Annotated in this window: 12 protein-coding genes; 3 read left to right on the forward strand and 9 right to left on the reverse strand. The window is 44.7% G+C overall.

From position 1 onward, the window contains the following. Positions 1-98: 98 nt before the first annotated feature. The 9 genes from AC59IL_RS06860 to fusA form a co-directional block, all read right to left on the reverse strand. Complete coding sequence (locus AC59IL_RS06860; RefSeq protein ID WP_496551361.1) at positions 99-932, reverse strand: FAD binding domain-containing protein; 834 nt, start codon at positions 930-932, stop codon at positions 99-101. A gap of 126 nt (positions 933-1,058) precedes the next feature. Then, positions 1,059-3,443: a xanthine dehydrogenase family protein molybdopterin-binding subunit gene (locus AC59IL_RS06865; RefSeq protein WP_496551362.1), complete on the reverse strand. Its 2,385-nt coding sequence runs from the start codon at positions 3,441-3,443 to the stop codon at positions 1,059-1,061. Between the two features lie 66 nt (positions 3,444-3,509). After that, positions 3,510-4,004: a (2Fe-2S)-binding protein gene (locus AC59IL_RS06870; protein WP_496551363.1), complete on the reverse strand. Its 495-nt coding sequence runs from the start codon at positions 4,002-4,004 to the stop codon at positions 3,510-3,512. 36 nt (positions 4,005-4,040) lie between these two features. After that, on the reverse strand, positions 4,041-4,493 hold the full coding sequence (locus AC59IL_RS06875) for an SRPBCC family protein (protein WP_496551364.1): 453 nt from the start codon (positions 4,491-4,493) through the stop codon (positions 4,041-4,043). Between the two features lie 293 nt (positions 4,494-4,786). Next, positions 4,787-5,350, reverse strand: a complete 564-nt coding sequence (locus AC59IL_RS06880) for a YcxB family protein (protein WP_496551365.1) — start codon at positions 5,348-5,350, stop codon at positions 4,787-4,789. A gap of 77 nt (positions 5,351-5,427) precedes the next feature. Continuing rightward, positions 5,428-7,836 (reverse strand): hypothetical protein, encoded by a 2,409-nt coding sequence (locus tag AC59IL_RS06885; protein ID WP_496551366.1) that lies wholly within the window; start codon positions 7,834-7,836, stop codon positions 5,428-5,430. Positions 7,837-7,856: 20 nt separating this feature from the next. Next, positions 7,857-8,540, reverse strand: coding sequence for a protein-L-isoaspartate(D-aspartate) O-methyltransferase (locus tag AC59IL_RS06890; protein ID WP_496551367.1), 684 nt, complete (start codon positions 8,538-8,540; stop codon positions 7,857-7,859). A gap of 70 nt (positions 8,541-8,610) precedes the next feature. Beyond that, positions 8,611-9,054 (reverse strand): hypothetical protein, encoded by a 444-nt coding sequence (locus AC59IL_RS06895; protein WP_496551368.1) that lies wholly within the window; start codon positions 9,052-9,054, stop codon positions 8,611-8,613. Positions 9,055-9,153: 99 nt separating this feature from the next. Continuing rightward, positions 9,154-11,217, reverse strand: coding sequence for an elongation factor G (gene fusA, locus AC59IL_RS06900; RefSeq protein WP_496551369.1), 2,064 nt, complete (start codon positions 11,215-11,217; stop codon positions 9,154-9,156). Positions 11,218-12,043: 826 nt separating this feature from the next. Between fusA and AC59IL_RS06905 the strand changes: the two genes are divergently transcribed. The 3 genes from AC59IL_RS06905 (at position 12,044) to AC59IL_RS06915 (ending at position 20,393) form a co-directional block, all read left to right on the forward strand. Beyond that, complete coding sequence (locus AC59IL_RS06905) at positions 12,044-13,561, forward strand: hypothetical protein (RefSeq protein WP_496551370.1); 1,518 nt, start codon at positions 12,044-12,046, stop codon at positions 13,559-13,561. Positions 13,562-13,913: 352 nt separating this feature from the next. Next, positions 13,914-18,299 carry a hypothetical protein gene (locus AC59IL_RS06910; RefSeq protein WP_496551371.1) on the forward strand — a complete coding sequence of 1,462 codons (4,386 nt, stop codon included), beginning with the start codon at positions 13,914-13,916 and terminating at the stop codon, positions 18,297-18,299. 21 nt (positions 18,300-18,320) lie between these two features. Next, positions 18,321-20,393, forward strand: coding sequence for a fibronectin type III domain-containing protein (locus tag AC59IL_RS06915; RefSeq protein WP_496551372.1), 2,073 nt, complete (start codon positions 18,321-18,323; stop codon positions 20,391-20,393). Positions 20,394-20,399 lie beyond the last annotated feature (6 nt).

Consider the following 20,399-nt stretch of genomic DNA (forward strand, 5'->3'; position numbering starts at 1 on the left):
GGTTACAGGGCTTCAACCGCAGTCTGCCTGACTATACACAATCTGTACGCCACCTGTGACTTGTAACCTGAAACCTGTAACCTAAAACCTGTAACTGCTTACATGATTGCCTGCAACGCTTTTCTCAAATACACTTTTGCCAGATGCCGGCGATAGTCTTCCGATGCATAGTGATCGCTTAACACCATTACACCCTGCAAAGCTGCATCAACAGCTGCGGTAATGGACTCATTGTTTAATGGTTTGCCCGAAAGCATTTTCTCAGCCTCTACATCACGAAATGCATTTTCGCCTACACCGGTGAAGGCGATATTGGTTTTACCATCGGCAAAACGCATAACGGCGCAACCGGCTAAAGCAAAACGCGATGCAGGCTGCGCGAACTTCTGGTAGGTGCTGCGGGCGCCGTTTTCAGGAATGGGTACACGAACAGCGGTAATGATTTCATTATCGCTGAGGGCTGTTGTAAACAGGCCGGTAAAGAAATCGGATGCTTTTATGATTTTTCTTCCATTGCTGCCGTGTACTTCAATATTGGCTTCGGCTGCCAGCACCATAGCGGGCCAGTCGGCTGCAGGATCGGCATGGGCCAGGCTGCCGCCGATAGTTCCGTAATTGCGAACCTGCACATCGCCGATAAGGGCAGCGCCTTCGGCAAACAGCGGCAGATGGTGATGAATGAGATCATCATGCATAATATCGGCATGCGTGGTAGCTGCGCCGATCACTATTTCGCCATCTTCTTCTTTAATTCCCTTCAGGGCGGCAATGCCTCCGATATCTACCAGCTTCGACGGCCGCGTAAGCCGGAGTTTCATGGCCGGAATTAAACTATGTCCGCCGGCCAGTATTTTACCATCGCCATCTGATAAGGCGGTAATGGCTTCATCTATGGTGCTAACTTTTGTATAATCGAATGCAGTGGGGATCATAAATGCAAATTTGAAAATGTGATAATTTGAAAATTTGAAAATGAGTTTACAAGTTGACAGGTTAATAAGTTTACAAGTTAACTGGTCAACTTTTTCAACTGATTAACTTGTCAACTGATCAACTGATCAACTTGTCAACTGCTCAGTCATCGCTCTCCAAACTCTCTCCGGCGTAAGCGGCATGCGAATGTCTTTTACTTTATGTCCGCCGCTCCACAAGGCATCTATTACTGCATTTACAATAGCAGGGGCCGAGCCGATTGCTCCGGCTTCACCGGCGCCTTTTACACCCAGCGGGTTGTGCGGACAAGGCGTTATCTGACGGCCTGTTTCAAACATCGGAAAGTCATCGGCACGCGGCATGCAATAGTCCATATAAGATGCATTGGTGAGTTGTCCCTGTTCATCGTATTCAGCACCTTCGAACAATGCCTGGCCAATGCCCTGCACCACTCCGCCGTGTATCTGGCCTTCCACAATCATGGGGTTCACGATATTGCCAACGTCATCAACTGCAATAAAGCGTTTCAGGGTCACTTTGCCTGTTTCCTTATCTACTTCAACTACCGCTATATGACAACCGAACGGATAAGTAAAGTTGGTCGGGTCGTAAAAACTACTGAAATCAAGGCCTGGTTCAAGATCTTTTGGATATACATGGGGAACATAGGCGGTTAGGGCAACGTCGCCAAAGGCGATCGATTTATCGGTACCCTTTACGGTGAATCTGCCCGATGCAAATTCAATATCATCGGCACTGGCTTCGAGTTTATGGGCTGCTATTTTCTTTCCTTTTTCAATGATCTTTTCAATGCTTTTTACAATAGCGCTGCCTCCAACAGCCAGGCTACGCGAACCATAAGTACCCATACCAAACGCTACACTATCACTATCGCCATGAATAATTTCCACATCATCGATGCCAATACCTAACTTGTCTGCAACTACCTGTGCAAATGTTGTTTCATGTCCCTGGCCATGTGAGTGGGCGCCTGTGAACACGCTTACTTTACCGGTTGGCTGTACCCGAACCTGTCCTACTTCAAATAAACCGGCACGGCAGCCAAGCGCGCCCACTACTGCCGAAGGGGCAATGCCGCAGGCTTCGATATAAGTCGAAAACCCTACACCAATTAACTTACCATTGTTGGCCGCTTCTTTCTGCTCTTTGCGTACATCGGCGTAGTTAAGCATTTCGAGCCCTTTCTGAAGCACGCCTTCGTAATTACCGCTGTCGTATTGCAGGGCTACCTGTGTTTGGTAACCGGGCTGGTTCACCCCATCGAATGGCGGAATAAAGTTTTTAAAACGCAGCTCAGCCGGGTTCATATTCATTTCCAGCGCGGCGAGATCAATCAGTCTTTCGAGCAAATAGGTAGCTTCGGGGCGACCTGCTCCGCGGTAGGCATCTACCGGTGTGGTATGCGTTAAAACAGCTGTTACGTCGATATTTATTTTAGGGGTGGTGTATAAACCCTGCAGTAAAGTGCCGTGTAAATAAGTAGGTATACAGGTGCTGAAGGTAGAAAGGTAAGCGCCGAGATTTGCATACGTTTTTATGCGCAATGCCAATATTTTTCCATCATTATCAAATCCCATTTCGGCATGGGTAACATGGTCGCGGCCATGCGCATCCGTTACAAAGCTTTCACTTCTTTCGGCAGTCCACTTAACCGGCCGGCCTATTTTTTTGGTGCACCAGGTAAGCAATGCTTCTTCGGTGTAGTGAAATATTTTACTGCCAAAGCCACCACCTACATCAGGACTTACCACCCGAACTTTATGTTCGGGAATACCCAGTACAAAAGCACACATAAGCAGCCTGATGAGATGCGGGTTTTGCGAACTGGTATATAAAGTATATTTTTCTGTAGCGGCATCGTATGAGCTGTTGTAGCTGCGCGGTTCAATGGCGTTGGGCACCATGCGCTGGTTTACGAATTCGAGCGAAGTGATATGGGCTGCCTTGCTCATGGCATCGTTTACTTCATTGATGGGGTTACCCAATGTCCAGTCGAAACAAATATTATTCGGAACATCATCATGCACCAGCGGAGCGCCGGTCTGAACGGCTTTGAAGGCATCTGTTACGCAGGGTAGTTCTTCATATTCAACATTCACTGCTTCTGCGGCATCGGTTGCCTGTTCGCGGGTTTCGGCGATTATAACTGCAATGGCATCGCCCACATGCCGTACTTTATCGGCTACCAGCAGGGGATGCTTGGGTTCCTTCATGGTGTCGCCATTTTTAAAATTAACCTGCCAGCCACAGGGAACACCATTGACTTCCGCCAGATCGGTACCTGTGAAAATAGCCACTACGCCGGGCATTTCTTTAGCTGCATTAATATCAACGCTTGTAATTCTGGCATGGGCATACATACTTCGAACAAAACAGGCGTAGGTTTGCTGCGGCAGTATAATGTCATCTGTATAGTTACCTTTTCCGGTAATGAACCTTTTATCTTCAACCCGTTTAACGGATTTTCCGATGAGACCATTGGCGCTCATATGTTGAAAATTGTTTTAATCATTACTAATTTTAAGTTTGTCCCGGCTCAGCCGGAGGCCTGGCGTTTAATGCTCATTGCCTACTGCTACCTGCGTTTTCATCTTACTTGCTGCGTACTGTACCGACTTAACAATATTGTGATAACCGGTGCAGCGGCAGAAGTTGCCTTCCAGCGCATGGCGTATCTCTTCTTCGGTAGGGTTGGCATTGTGTTGCAACAGATCGGCCGCCGTCATGATCATGCCCGGTGTGCAAAAGCCGCATTGTAACCCATGGCATTCATTAAAGCCTTCCTGCAGCGGATGCAGTTCGCCTTTAAGCATTAATCCTTCGATGGTGGTTACTTCGCAGCCATCGGCCTGTACGGCCAGTAAGGTGCAGCTTTTGGTGGCTTTGCCGTTTACGTGAATGGTGCAGGCGCCGCAGCTGCTGGTATCGCAACCAACGTGGGTGCCTGTTAATCGCAACACATCGCGCAGATAAGTAACGAGCAGCAATCGCGGTTCAACGAGATGATTGTATTTAACACCGTTAACCGTTATGTTAATCCGGATGCTCATGTGATTTTATTTAAGTTTTATTAAGAATATAATTTATCAGGGTGCGGGTGATTTTGATAGTTCCTTTTCAAGGTTCGAAAAGAATTGCCGCGTAAGGGAATTGGAAACGCCGCCCATCACTCTTTGTCCTAAGGCAGCCAATGTGCCCGACAATTTCACGTCGCCGTCAAAAGCAATTTCTGTTTCGTTATCATTAACAGGCTGCAGGTTGATTTTAACAGCGGCATTGGCATTGCCAATTTTACTGTTTTGTTGTGCTTTCAGGGTAAAGGCGCGGGGTTCCTGCAGATCTTCGAGTTGCATGTTTCCGGTAAAAGAACCGCTTACCGGGCCGAGTTTGATGTCGAGAATTGATTTAAAGGTATTGTCGCCCGTTTTTTCGAGGCGCGATACGCCCGGAACTACTTTGGCAAGGGTGTCCATATCCATTAAAATAGCCCAAACTTTGGGCGGTTCGGCATGTAAAATATATTTCCCGGCGAGTTGCATATGGCAATCGTATTAAAGATGACGGGAACGGAATATAAGATCGGTTGTAAAAGGTAACAGTGCGGAGGGAAAGGAATATATCCAATCGTTAGCAATTCCTCTATTAAGTTAGGGAAAAAAAGTACAGGGGGGAAATAAAAATGTGGGGGAGCCTTTTGGGCATGGAAACCCGGGGCGGGTTAGGAGTAATACCAGCTGTTTGAGGTGTTCCAAAGCACCAAAATCCATTGTTTGTTGTTTTTTCAGCTTTGCAGCGTATTATAGCAGCTGTGTTGCGTGTTGGAACCAGAGAATCATTTTTTGGGTAATTTTTTTTCATCTATAAACGCAAGCAGTTGTGACAATTCTGTTTCGGTGAGTTGCTTTTTGTCAATTGTATAAGATGTTGCCAGTGAATTGTGCATCACCAAAAAAATATAGTCTTTGTAAACCTGATAATGTGAAAATGCGCTCCATTTAACTTCCTGTATAATTTCTGAATCAACGTACTTTACACCAGTTTCATTTATCTGTATTGAAATGGTTTCGGAACCTGACTGGAATCGTTTAAAGTATTGATTAACCTTTTGAAAGAATTTCTTCCTGTTTATCAACTGGTGAATCAGGTATATCAGGGAAAGCAAAATAAATGCAAGTCCAACCGAAATGGATAGGTGTACATTATATATTGTAGTATTATTGTTAATTTCAGTTTTAAAAGTATACGCTGAGGTTGCTCCCTCAACCAAAACAAATACTCCGATCAGAAACTCAAAAGCAAAGATGTACAAGTTTTTTCGGGAAGATAATTTCCAGACAAGCCTGTTTTTTTCTATTATACTTTCCGGGGTAATCGTAAGGTTTATTAATAGTTCCATTATTTTGAGGGATAAGAGGGTTTACAGCAATATAATCCTTTTTCGGATTCCCAAAAGGCAGCTTTAGTAAGATATCTTTATTTTTTATTGCTGATTATCGCTCCCAACGACAAACCGTACCCCAAAGCAGCCAGCAGCATCACCAGCATAAATCCTCCATCTATCGCAAGCATAGTGGCCAGCACCGCACTGATCACCGAAACACAGCCATTGATTCCCCAGGCCCAGGCAATTTGCGGGGTATTGGGCTGAGCTACCCGTTTTAGTCCGGCAGGAAAGGGAATGCCCATGCAAAACGCAGGCGGCGCCATCAATAAAAAAACGATCCCTTCTTTTAATAAAAGCGTTGTATTCATTGTTTGCTGCAGTACAGGCGTAAGCATAAAAGAATACAACGAAAGAAGCAGCATAATGGCTGTAAAAATGATGAGTAATCTTTTTCTATTTGCACTAAAATAACCGGATGCATAACTGCCGCAACCCGAAAATATCAATAAGGAGGTAATCACGGCAGCGGCTGCGTAAACGGGTTGTCCGAAATATAAAATAAACTGTTGTATGAAAACCATTTCTACAAACATATAACCTGCTCCAATTCCACTGAAGTACAGCATAATCCGCCATTTGTTTTTTCCTTTAAAACCCTGTTTGAAAAGCGGCAGCAGCACCAGTACAAGTGAAACAAGGGCAATTTGTATCAGGGTAACGGCCATCAGCAAATAGCCAATTTCGAAAAAAGGAATAGAACGGTTGCCAAAATATGCTGCAAGATGGGGCAGGTTTGTTAACCGGATGAATTGTGAAAAATAAGGACGGTTGTCTGTAGCCGGTATAATATTAAAATCGTAGTTGCGATACAATTCATTTCTTTCAGCCGAAAATAATTTATCGAGGTTGGTGAAAAAGCTGCTGTCCTGCAACTGGTGATAAACTGTCCGTTCTTCAGGGGCAAGGCCGGGTAGCAGGGCGGGGTCGAATTGGAGCTCGTTACAAAAATTCCGGATATTATTTATTTCTATTGTGGTTAAAGGCGATTTGGTTAATACGAAACTGATGGTAGCCCAGCTTCTCACTGCTGCGATATGATTTTGTGGCTGAGCGATGTTTAATTGTTCCAATACCTTAACCAATGTGGCTGTTAATTTCAAAGGATTTCGCGAAGGGTAATCTATATATGCAGTAATGCTGATGGCGCCTCCCTCGTTTAACCTGTGCCACATTTGGATGAATGCCTGTTTTGTAAACAGAAATTGTTCATGCGTGGCATACATACCCGATGAACCGCCAAAGCTGCCTGCTACGGGCAAACTGATGAGATCGTAATGAGCAGTGTCGGTAAACAAAAAACTGCGCGGTTCCATATAGTGCACCGTTACAGCAGGGTTATAAAAAAGCGAATCATTTTTTATTGCCAGCTCTTTTTTTACAATTTGCTGCAGCACCGTATTGGGGTCAACGGCTGTAATTTTTTGCGCATTATTACTGAGTGCATGCAATACGCCTGTACCGGTACCGCTTTGTAATACCAGCACTTTCTTTCTTTCGGCCATTTTATAGGGAAGTGCAAAACTGGTGTAGTTAAGAATGAACGAACTATCCGGCACGCTTCGGCCGGTAACTACCCCATGCCAATCGCCATTGATAAATATAGCCGCCTTAACGTTTGCCGTTTGCTGCGCGGTTAAACTTAAACCAGGTGCATAATGTAAAGCCGGTGAAGTAACGGCCTGTATCAATCCGTAAGGACTTGTTTTATTGATAATGATTTTTGCATCGGGAAGTAATAATGTTTTGCTCAGGTCTTTAAACTGCGACAGCTGCAATTCGGGTGGAAAAAATATTTTAAATATACCAATGGCAAAGGCAATGAAAGCGAAATTCAATAACAGGGTTTTGGTCTGATGTAGTACCGGCCCGCTTTTATCGTGGGGTGGTATGATGATTGTGCCTGCAATTACAGGCAATAAAGAAATAAGTGCAGGCAGTTGTACGGGAAATAAAAACCATATCAGTACGGGTACCAGTAATCCCCCAATGCCGGAGCCGAACAGATTTGAAAAATAAATTTTTCCGATTTCAGATACATGATGATCGAAAATGAGTCCGATAGCGAGTGCACCCGGGAAGAAAGGAATAAAGAACAACAGGTATGTAAGCAATAGTTTGCCGATGTGTGCGTAATCGGCAAACAGCAGGTAAGAATCGAATCTGAAAAAAGATAATTGTGAAAGCTCTGTTACCAGCGACATGGTTAAACCACAGGTGATCATTAAAACAGGAAGCAATATAGGCAGGTGTTTTAATAACCGGCGCCGGAATATCGACAGTACAGTTGCTGCGGCGCCAAAGCCAAGCAAGGCTACTGAAATGATCATATACGCAAAATGGTACCATTGAACAATAGAGAGTATCTGCATCAGGGCAAACTGAAAAGCGATGATGGCAGCAGATAGCAGGCCTACGGAGGCTTGTAGCCTGTATTTCATTTTCACATTTTCAAATTAAACTATTGTTTCCTCGTTAACGGAACAAATCGCACCGGCAGCAATGATTTCGTTGTTGTTTTATTGCCTTTCTTTTCTACCAGCATCAGCGTTTGCGTCATAAAGGAAGAGCCAACGGGAATAATCATTTTACCGCCGTCTTTCAGTTGTTTGATCAAAGGGGGTGGAATATATTCAGCGGCAGCTGTTACTACAATTGCATCGTAGGGAGCGTGTTCAATCCATCCGTTATAACCATCATCTGTTTTTACGTGTACGTTGGTGAAGTTTGTTTTTAATCTTTCGGCAGCCGGTTTGCTCAGTTCCGGAACGATTTCGATGGTATATACTTCTTTAACTATTACTGAAAGGATGGCGGCCTGATAACCCGAACCGGTTCCGATTTCGAGCACTTTAAAATCCGGTTGAGCTTTGATTACTTCGGTCATGTACGCCACTATATAGGGTTGCGAAATGGTTTGGCCATGACCAATAGGAAGGGGGCGGTCGTCGTAGGCGTTTTCAACGAGGTCGGCAGGAACAAATTCATGTCGTTTTACGGTCAGCATTGCTTTTAGAACAGCAGCATCTTTCACGCCGCGTTGTTCGATCTGCTGCTTCACCATTTTTTCGCGTTTTATCTTAAACGCGTCTTCCTGCCATGGAGCCGCCAGCAGCAAAAGCCATATCAATGAAGCGATGCGCATAACACACCCTTATTTCATCAGTCACTTCATGGTAAAGTTAGGATTTTTTGGGGGAGGGGGAGGAAGGGGACTACTCAAACTGAATCGTTCCCTTACTATCGATATTTGTTCTGTTATCAAATATAAAATCAACATACCGGGCATCGCCTTTTTCGCCTTTGATCTGTTGTTTGGAACGACCATATTCCTGTCCGTTTTCGTCAAATACTTTGGCGGTGATTTTCTGGTCGATATTGTTGTCGAAGATGAAATATACTGTCAGCTTATTGTCGGTAGCTGAATCGGTACTTCTTATTGTTATCTTACCTGACTTTAATCCGAGTTTGGTTAATTGCTCAGAGAATTTAACTTCATTGCTGAAGGTTTTTTCAACACCTTTAGCTACTCCCTGGGCAAATTCGGAGCCTGCTTTTCCAACCACTTCACCTGTTTTGTTTACGGTTTCTTTTGTTTTTTGTTTGGCCCAGTTGCAGGAGGTTATGGCTACGGCAAGGAAAAGGATCACATATTTCATGACAAACGGTTTTTGGTTTATTCAGCAATATAGAAATGGTTTTTTATATTCTCAAATGAAAAAAGGTGAGCCGCCCTTAAAGAACGACTCACCTTAAAACTACCTGCCATTTACCTTTTCAGGCACCAGCTGGTAATCCTGAAAATTGATATCGGCAACAGCCCGGCCACTTGTTAATGTTCTTAACACAGTGATATAACCGAATAACTCCGATAAAGGCACTTCGGCTTTTATACACTGCATGTTATTCTTCATTTCCATGCCCTGTATCAGGCCGCGGCGACGGTTGAGATCGCCTGTAACCGCACCGGTAAATTCTTCAGGCGTTGTAACCTGTACCTGCATAACTGGTTCAAGCAGTTTCGGAATGGCTTTTGCAGCCGCTGCTTTAAAACCAATCAGCGCCGCATGTTCAAAATCCAGCGCGTGTGAGTCGTTGGTATGGATCGATCCATCGAACAACCGCACCCGCATCGATTGAACAGGATAGCCTTCCAGCACACCTGTACGCATGGCCTGCTCAAAGCCTTTATTTACCGAGCCGATGAACTCCTTCGGAATGGCGCCACCTTTTATGTCGTTAATAAACTCAAGTCCCGGCGCATCATTATCACGTGGCGAAAGCTCAAAATGTATTTCGGCATAACTGCCCGAACCGCCATTTTGCTTTCTGTACAATTCTTTATGCACAACCGCCTGCGTGAAAATTTCTTTATACGCAATTTGCGGCTTTCCTTTATTAACGGCTACCTGGTAGTTCGTTGCCAGTTTTTCCAATACAACTTCCAGATGCAGTTCGCCCATGCCTTTCAGAATGGTTTGTCCTGATGCCGCATCCGTTTCCACCACCAGCGTTGGATCTTCTTCAAGCAGCTTTGATAATGCTTCGCTCAATTGTCCGTTTTCCTTTGCCGACTTTGCCTCGATAGCATACCCGATCATAGGATCAGGAAACCTTATGTTTTCGAGTAACACCTTACAATCAGGAGTTGCCAGTGTATCGCCTGTTCGCACATCTTTCATTCCAATAATGGCTCCGATATCACCGGCGGTCAGCTGTTCGGCAGTTTCATACTTGTTACTCATGATGCGCATGATCCTGCTTACACGTACATGCTTTCCTGTGCGACTGTTCCATACCGCATCGCCCTGGCGAAGCACTCCTGCATACACCCGTATAAAAGTTAGTTTACCGGTGTAATCATTCGAAATGATCTTAAATGCCAATCCGGTAAACGGTGCGTTTGTATTGGTTGCCACCTGTACATTTTCTTCTGTGTTCGGATCGCTACCTGTTACATATGGTATATCTTCCGGTGAGGGCAGATAATTCACTACCGCATCGAGCAAAGGCTGCATGCCTTTGTTTTTATAGGCAGCGCCGCATAAAACGGGAACTATCTGTTGTTGAATAGTTGCCTGCCGTAATGCAGCATGAATGCTTTCGGCTGTTATGGCAGATGAATTATCCGTATACTGCTCAAGGATCATTTCGTTTGTTAACGACAACTCTTCGAGCAAATGGGTACGGGCCTGTTCTGCTTCAGGCAACAGATGATCCGGAATATCAGTCACAGACCAGTTTTTACCATCATCATTGTTCCATATCAATGCCTTCATGCTTATCAGGTCTATCATACCGGTAAAAGCATCTTCTGCGCCAATGGGTATCTGCACAGGAACTGCATTGGCATGCAACACATTCCTGATCTCCTGTACCACCCGCATAAAATCGGCTCCCTGCCGGTCCATTTTATTGATGAGCACTATACGCGCAACGTTATACCGGTTTGCCTGATGCCATACCGTTTCAGATTGTGGCTGAACGCCCGACTTTGCACAGAATACTGCTACGGCGCCATCGATCACCCGCAACGACCGTTCTACTTCGGCAATGAAATCAACGTGTCCGGGCGTATCGATGATATTCACCTGAAATGTTTCATTGGCCAGTTGCCAGTAAGTGGTAATAGCGGCAGAAGAAATGGTGATGCCCCGTTTTTCTTCCTGCGGATCGCTATCCATTACCGTATTGCCATCATCGACATTGCCGGGTTTATGAATAAGTCCTGTATAATACAGCATGCGTTCGGTAACCGTTGTTTTACCTGCATCAACATGCGCCATAATTCCAATATTTCTAAATAGATGTAACCGTTTCATAATTCTGTACTGATAAATAATAAATAAAAAAAGCCTCCTGTTTCGTAACGGGAGGCTTTTGCAATATGCATATCAACTCCAACATTACGGACCTTGTTCTGTAATGGCACTTGTAAATGTTTTGATGATGAATTTCATATTGCTGATTAAATAATTGTTGTGAATGTTGTTGGTAATACTATAGCAGGGGAGACAAACAAAAAAGCCTCTTCGGGAATGAAGAGGCTGATATTTTTATATAAAAATGATCTTACCCTCTTATACCCGGTGGATTTGCCTCCCCCTTGTATATAAAGACAATACAAGTGCTGGCAATTACCGCTCTGATAGCAGTATTGGCAATAACACGAAATTTGTATGTCCTGATAGTGATCATGATTGTTAGTTCAATTGTCGGGCGCAAAATTATAAAAAAAATTGAAATGCGCAAATCTTCAACAGCGTGTTACGAAAAGAAGTTATCGTGTGTGCAACTGCTTTTGGGCTTTTCGCGTTCAGCGTTCAGCATTTTGGTCAGCGTTCTACGCGCATTCTGCGTTCTGCGTTCCGCGTTCCGCTTCAAAAAATGATCATGATCAAAAAGTAACACGAACAGGGTATACTTATAACTTCTTATCCAACAAAACCGTAGTATTACGTATTGTTTTCAGGTGTTAGTACGGGTATATGAACAAATAATAAAACGAACCTTTGATATCCCACGCTGTAACACTTCACTGAACTAAGGTTAATGATAGTAGCATAATTGTTTTTAATCCACCCATTGCATAGCGATTACGTGTTCTTTATAACCATTTTTCATTAACCAACGTTAAATCTCACGATCATGCTAACAGAAAGCATTTCATTGCCTCCGGTGTTCCCTTCATTACTGGGGCTCAGAAGTAAATGGGCCGAAACCCCCATCGATCCTGCTACTTCTATTATGGATCCTGTTTGGAGCGATTCAGGCTTTTACCAATTCGACAAAGGATGGGTCTATGCTCAAAACGATTCAAAGTTCCTTTATCTGGCCCTCGATGTTGTAGCCGATACCGGTAACGATTTCGGTACCGGCGATTATTACTGGCTTAGTTTCGATGTAGACGAAAACAGAGGTATTTCGGCTAACAAAGATCTAAACTATGGCCTGTTTCCTGGTAGCCCTAATAAAATTGGTCTGCAAAAATACCTGGGCCCCGGTGTATGGACAGGTATATCAGAACCGCCCGAATCAAAATCAAGGGTTGAGTTCGGCGCTTCGCCAAAATCATCTACGCCTCACCGCATATGGAAGTTCAAGATTGCGCTGACCGAAATCAGTGCCAGTCTTTTTAGTCCTTTTGGTACGCCTTATACGTATTTTGGTTTCAGAATTAGTTCTTCAAACCCTGCTTTTACAGCAGATTACCCCGTAAATTTTTATAAAGATTTTTCACAGCTGACAAGACTGTACTTTTCAACCAAACCCTCACCAGCCGCTGGTTTGCTGGGCGCCATTATCGGAACCGTAGGACTTATTCCTACATCTGCATCGGTGCTGGCAGCTAACGGCAAAGCCACTACGGCGCCGGGTTATTATGTACAGGTTAAGAATGCAGCCTTTGGTGGTGTATTGAATTTAATAGGCAACCGTGTAAACGTCAATGCCCTGATCGGCATCGGCGCCAATAAATACCGCATTTTGCATGCTGTTCCGGGCAGCGCTGTTTTTCTTCCGCTGGTTTCGGCCTGGACCAACTACCGGTGGAATGGCAGCAACTATGTTCCGCAGGCTTTCACGGCTAATGCCAGTCAGCAGTATACGCTCTGGAACCCGGCCGAAGAGTATTCAATTGACGACCTGCTCGTGCAGTTCTCAACATACGGCATGGATACCGGTTTGCATAAATTTAAAGTGGAGTTCTTTAAGGCCGATGGTGTAACAGCTGTACCTTCTGCACCGCAGGTGCTTTCGTTGTATATCGATAACAATGTGCCTGAAGTAAATATCAATAGCATAACGCATGGCGCTACTGAAATTGCTGCCTGTGCTATTGAAAATATCGGACCCGGAGCCGATGGCTTAGGTTTTCGGGTAACTGCACACGATCCTGAAGGCAACCTGCAATCGTGGAGCTTTGCTGCCACCTATGGCGAAAATCAGTCGGTAGGTATTTTCAGTCAGAATTATGATACCGCTGTACCTCCGGGTGCCGATTGGGCAGGCGTATCGAATTTCGTGGTGCCTTCAACACCTAATCCATGGCGGCCTCCTGTACAATGCGCCTACAGTTTTGTAGTAAGCGCCTGGGCACGAACAACAAACGGTTATGGGTACATTGGGTACTCATCTTACCATCGCAATGTTACCTTATTGTTGTGATTGGTTACCTTTCATTTATAACGATCCCGCCGCGAGGCGGGATTTTTTTTGCACATAACCGGAGAAAAAAACGGAACAAACAGGAGAAAAAAAACACCGGCTAAAATTGGAAGCAATTTAATTGTTAAAGCTACACACATTGATATCTTCTATAATTGATTGATATTTAATTTAAGTGATTAAAAAAAGATATATGTTCCGGTGAGTTTATGGTATCGGTTAGGCTTTCCGGTAAATGCGTATTTATGCCCATGTGTTTAAAACTGAAAAGCACCCGTTTGCAAAATCCAAAACTGTTTTCTAATTTTCGGCCACCAAAAATCTTTATCACAGTTAACCCTGTCCGAACCCCATGAGAATGCCCAGTGCCCTGTGCAAGTGCATATTTGTGCTTGTTGCCCTTACCTGTCATTTTGTCCCGCAGGCGAGTGAGACAAATTTTGCAGATACATCTTCTGCGCTTGTTTCAAAAATTTCAGCCACATTTCAAAAAATAAAAGGAGAAAACCGGCTTGTTGGCGAATTCAAAGAATCCGACATGGCTTCCCTGCCTGTTGGTATTTTGAAAGAGATCAATGGCAAGGCTTATATTATAGCCATCGACAAAGCCCGTTTTACTCCCAAGGGCGCTTTTTTTGATATTTACGCACAGCTTGCATTACCGGGAACAAATGAAGAGCTGTCATTTGCTGCCGTAAATGTAGCTTTTACGCCGGGTGGCATTGCGGCTGCGGCCGGTACCCGCCTCGAACTGGTGAGCACTCATACTATTTCAATAAGCAGTAAAGTTGACCTGGTATTGCCCGGCGATCACAGTAATTATATTGAATGGGATTGCAGTGGTTTTAAAAGCGTTAACCTGAAAGGACGGTTTGAGTTTGAAAAAGGCTGGCTGGTGCCGATGAACGAAAGAGATAGTATAGTTACTGCCACCTTTCAAATAAACGCTAAAGACCTTCATAATATACTGGCCCGTGTAGATATTACGCCCTTCTCTATCAAAGGCATTGAAGATTTTGGATTTGAAGTAAAGGAAGCGACTGTTGACATGAGTGATGTTGCCAACCCCGATGGCCTGATGCTTACATCAAGCGATCTGGCGGCGTGGGATGGCGAACCCAATTTATGGAAAGGCTTTTACCTGAAACAGCTGAACATTTATCTGCCGCCGCAGCTGAACAACGGTAATGGTGAACGCCCCACAGTAAGAGCTACCGATATGACCATCGACAACAGCGGCATTTCAGGAAAATTCAGCGCTGCCAATATCATTAAAATAGGCGATGCCTCTGCAGGCGGATGGCCATTATCGGTAGATTATGTTGAAGTGCAGTTGCAGCATAATAAATTAATGGGCGGCACATTAAAAGGAGATATCAATATTTCCTTTTTAGGTGATAGTTCCATGCATTACACGGCTGCTATTGAAACACGCCAGGACGATACCTATTATGCCTTTGTACTTGAAACAACCGAAGAAAAAATATTTCACACATTTATAGGTGATGTTCACTTATTCCCCAATAGCCAGGTAAAAATTGAAAAGTATAAGGGACAGTTTATTCCCAGTGCCGTGCTGCATGGCAGAGTTGATCTGAACAAGGGAGTGCTGAAAGCGCCCGGTATCAAATTTCAGGATCTTACCATCAGTACCCAAAAACCGTACGTGCATAAAGGCACGCTGAGCCTTGACGGAAGTGTTGGTTTTAAGATCGGAAGCTTCAGTTGCGGGTTTGATGATATTTCGCTGGGATTGTCACAGGGGCAGTTTGCCATTGGTGCGCATGTGCGTATGGCCTTAATGAATGCCGAAGATAAAGGCTTTAGCGCTACTGCCGGTGTTATGGTGCTGGGCAGTGTGCAGGAAGAAAAAGAAATCGTCAGCAATGACAAATTTTCGTACGAAAGAACACACACGCGCTGGAAGTTTGATAAAGTAAAAGTAGGCGATGTGTCGATCGATTGTAAAACCAGTGCTTTTCATCTCTCAGGTGTCATTAGTTTGTATGAAGATCATCCCGTGTATGGCACCGGATTTAAAGGCAGACTGTCGCTTAAATTACCATCTTTGCCGCAGGAAATTGTGGCCCATGCGATATTTGGTTCAAAAGACGATTACCGTTACTGGCATGCAGATGCTTTTGTTCCCATTCGAATTCCCGTAGCCACCGGTTTTTCAATACGCAGATTGCTGGGTGGATTGTCGTATCACATGGAACGTCCGCCACTTCCCGACCCATATAGTATGCCGGATGCAGATACTACGGGAATGAAAAATGCCGACGAACTATTAACATATATTCCTTCCCGTGATGCAGGCTTCGGTTTTGTAGCCGGCGCTACCATAGCTACCGATCCTACAGCTGCCGTATTTAATGCAGATGTGATGTTTGAAGTGATGTTCTCTACCGAAGGTGGATTGCGATATGTGCAATTTGATGGTTCCGGTTATTTCTTTAGTAACCTGGTGCAACACAAAGAAGGCGACCAGGCGAAGGCGCCTGTTACGGCCAAAGTATATATGCGCTATGATAATACCAATAGTAGTTTTCATGCCAACATAAAAACCTATGTGAATGTATATGAAATGATAAAAGGTACAGGGCCTAATAATCTGGCGGCGGAAGCCGTGATACATTTTGAGCCCGGTCAATGGTGGATGTACGTTGGCCGTCCTTCACAAATGATGGGATTAAATGTGGCAGGGCTGGCAACTACCCAAAGTTATTTCATGGCCGGTACCAAAGTAGAAGATATGCCGCCGCCACCGCCCGAAGTAACCAATACACTGGGCATTACAGATAATTTTATGTCACAGGAAAATGCCATGAGCACCGGACGCGGAGTAGGGTTTGGTATGCATTTTAAAGTGGCTGTAGGCATTGGAAAAGATGGCGGCTTTTTATACGCCTATCTGGGCCTTGGGGCAGGAGCGGATATCTTATTACGCGATTACGGCGAAGCGCATTGCAAAGGCAGCGACGGTCCCATTGGTATTAACGGCTGGTATGCTTCGGGCCAGGCGTATGCGTACCTGCAGGGGCGCGTGGGTGTGCGCGTTAAAATTCTGGGTAAGAAAAAAGAGTTTGATATTTTATATCTGTCGGCCGCTGCTTTACTGCAGGCTAAATTTCCGAACCCTGCCTGGTTCAGAGGTGCTGTTGGCGTAAAGTATTCTATTCTGGGAGGTTTGGTAAAAGGAAAAGCCGTGGTAAAATTAGAGGTAGGTTCAAAATGTGAGATCGTTGGCGGTAAAGAGATCGATATAAAGATCATTAATGATATGCAACCCGGCGATGCTGCTAAGGATATCAGCGTATTCAGCTCACCGCAGGTTGCCTTTAATTTGCCGCTCGAAAAATCGTTCAGTATGATGAATGATGAAGATGTGGTAACTACCTATCAGGTAAAGATGGATGAATTTAAACTGGCCGATAAAAAGACCGGAGATATTACAGGCGATGTTGAATGGAACGACACCAAAGATGCTGCTACCCTGAACTTTCGCGATATTCTGCCACCCGATGCCGACCTGGTAGCATCTGTTAAACTGCATATTGAAAAATGGACCGGCTCAACGTGGCAGCCGCTTACTGAAAATGGTAAAATTGATTATGAAACAAAATCGGTAAGCTTCCATACAGGAACAGCTCCGGATTATATACCTGCAGAAAATATTGCTTACAGTTACCCCGTAAATCAGCAGTATAACTTCTTTCCAAAAGAATATAGCCATGGCTATATTAAGCTGAAAAGAGGGCAGCCTTATCTGTTTGTTGAAAACGATAAAGACGGAAGCTGGAAATATTATGCCCGCTTCGAAGGCGGTGATGGCAATGCGATCAATGCCGCTGTAGCCTATGACGCTGATAAAGCACAGGTGAATTTTGATGTACCTGCTAACCTGGCGGCTGAAATGATCTATCGCCTGGGCATTGTTAAAACACCGGCCAATGCGGTATCGGCCAACGACAATGTAACCGTACAAAGCACCACCATACAGGATGATGACGATAATGTTACCACGGTTAGTCAAAAAATATTAAAAGGCGTGGCCCTGGCCGCTACCGAATCATCGTTACTGGAATCAACTTTCAGAACCAGTAAGTATGCCACCTTCCGCGAAAAAATGAATGCAGCATCCAATACCATGGATGTAATGGATATTGCTACCGACTATGTGCCGGTGATCGGCAAACGGTTCGACAGCTACGAAACGTTCGACAAATTTGACCTGAGCGGCGATGGCGATAAAACCAGTTCTCTGCTGTTTGCCAGTGCGGTGCCAGCCAACAACTGGTTGCAAAACAAGATCATTCCCCTGCTGTACCAGTCGTATCCTTTGGATGAAAATATAAAAATTGAACGCCGCAATGTTGCACAAATGGGTACTATACCGTTGAAAGCGGTGAGTGTGTTCAATAATGATCCTAATGTTTACCAGCTAACGGCAGATGCCGTGAATGCAGGTTCAGCTCCGGCCATGGCAGGCCGCTTTCGCATCATGTATTTCCTGTCGTATGTAACCTATCAGGATTACCATGAATTGCTGTCGAAGGCGGTGGCCAAATATACATCCGGTAACAGGCAGGCTATGCCGGCTGCTATTCAGCAATTGCTTGGCACTATGTATCCCGAAATAGAAGCCAATCAGCAATATGGTGTTGAAGTTGGTTATCGCTTGCCCGGCTCCAACACGGTAACATCAACAGTAAATTATAATATCCTGTATAAATAACGCCCTATTTAACCCTAAACTATGAAACCCGTATACCAATTGATGGTATTGATTTGTGTGTTGTATTCAGGTACTTCCCTTGCACAACAAAAGCAACATACTATAATTGCACTTGCCAGTCCGCGTTACGATTCCGTTGTTCTTCGATGGGCGCCTGCAGGGCAGGTGGCATGGCTGTCGGGCAACCGGCATGGCTATATCATTGAACGTTTTGTGGTAGCGCGTGATGGAAAAGCCGTTGATCTGGCTACTCAGCAGGCACAGCTGTTAACCGCAACGCCCATTCGCCCTGTTGCCGAGCCACAAATGGAACAAATGGCTGTAAAAGATGATCGCGTTGCACTGGTGAAAGAAGCCATTTACAGTAAAGACTTTCAGGTAACCGCACCCGAAAAGGGCATTGGAGATTTTATTACAAAACAGGGTGAGTCCGACATGCGTTTTGGTTTTATGTTGCTCGCCTGCGATCTGTCGCCTGCAGCCGCCAATGCCGCAGGATTGCGCTTTGTAGACAGATCGGTTAAAAAAGGGGAGCGGTATGCCTATAAAATATCCGTGGCGCAGCAACCCCAGGGTGTTACCATTGAACCCGGTGTTTGCGTTACTTCTTTGCAGGAAACCATTCGGCTTTCGCCGCCCCGCGAATTTTCAGTACAATTTCTCGATAGTCTCGCACGCCTGCAATGGTTATCGAACATCGACAAAGGAATATATACCGCCTATATGGTTGAGCGGTCGGCCGACGGCAAAAACTTTAAGCCGGTAACAGATCTGCCTGTTATGTATTCAACCGACAAACCCAATCAGCAGTTCAGTTATTTCATCGACACGCTTACTGATAATGAAACTACCTGGTATTATCGTATTAAAGGGTTAACTCCATTTGGTGAATCAGGCCCGTATTCGCAGGTAATGAATGGTCATGGTGCAGGTGCACTTGATCAGCCGTTCATCGATACATTAGCATCTATCGACAATAAAAAGATATCTGTGCAATGGCATTTATCAGCGCTATTAAAAAGTAAAACCCAATCAGTTTTTATAACACGCGCTGCCAAAGCAGAAGGACCTTATAAAGACATTTCTCCCGCGCTTGGTAAAGATGTTGTTTCGTTTACTGATGAAAAACCGGCCGGCGATGGATATTACCGGTTAAAAATAAAAACAACCGATAACCGCATCGTGTATTCATTGCCCGAGCTGGGTCAGGTAATTGATATGACACCACCTGCAATGCCGGTTGGTTTAAAAGGCAATATAGATAGTACGGGCATTGTGCACCTTGAATGGAATGCCAATACAGAAGCGGATCTTAAAGGATATCGCGTATTTCGTGCCAATGCTGCCCACGAAGAGTTTACCGAAGTAACCCGCCGCGTGCTTCGGAAAAACAGTTTCACTGATACCGTTCAAATACAAACGCTTACCGAAAAAGTGCTGTACAGGGTGGTGGCTGTTGATAAAGTATACAACCCCTCTGCATATAGTGAAGTATTTACGTTAACAAGGCCCGATAAAATACCTCCCTCGGCTCCGGTGTTTACCTATAACCGCGCACAGGATACCGTTGCCGGTATTTTATTGCAATGGAAAAGCAGCACCAGCAGCGATGTGGTGAAACAGGTATTGTACCGGGTAAGTTCACAGGTAGGCAGTTTTAATAAAAGCATCGTGTTTACCGATACTGCCAATCACATACACGAATGGCTTGATACTGCTGTACAGGCAGGCAGTAAATATTATTATGAGCTGGTTGCTTATGACGAAGCCGGTAATCAGTCGAAAGACCGAAGCGGTGATATTGTATATGAAACGGCGTATCGCCCGGCCATTAAAGATATAAAGGCACAGGTAAATCGTGATAAAAAACAGATTAGTGTTGAATGGAAACACAACCAGGACCCAGCAGTGTACTATGTATACCGCTCGGTAAATAACCAGGGGTACCTGTTGTACAAAAAACTTACCGGCACACAAAAGTCGGTAACGGATGATGAAATAAGAATAGGCAACACGTATGCGTACAGGATAAAAGCTGAATGGACGAGTGGTAAAATCACTATGATGAGTAAACCTGTAACTGTTGAATATTAAATACCT

Source organism: Niastella sp. sgz303648 (assembly GCF_059587045.1).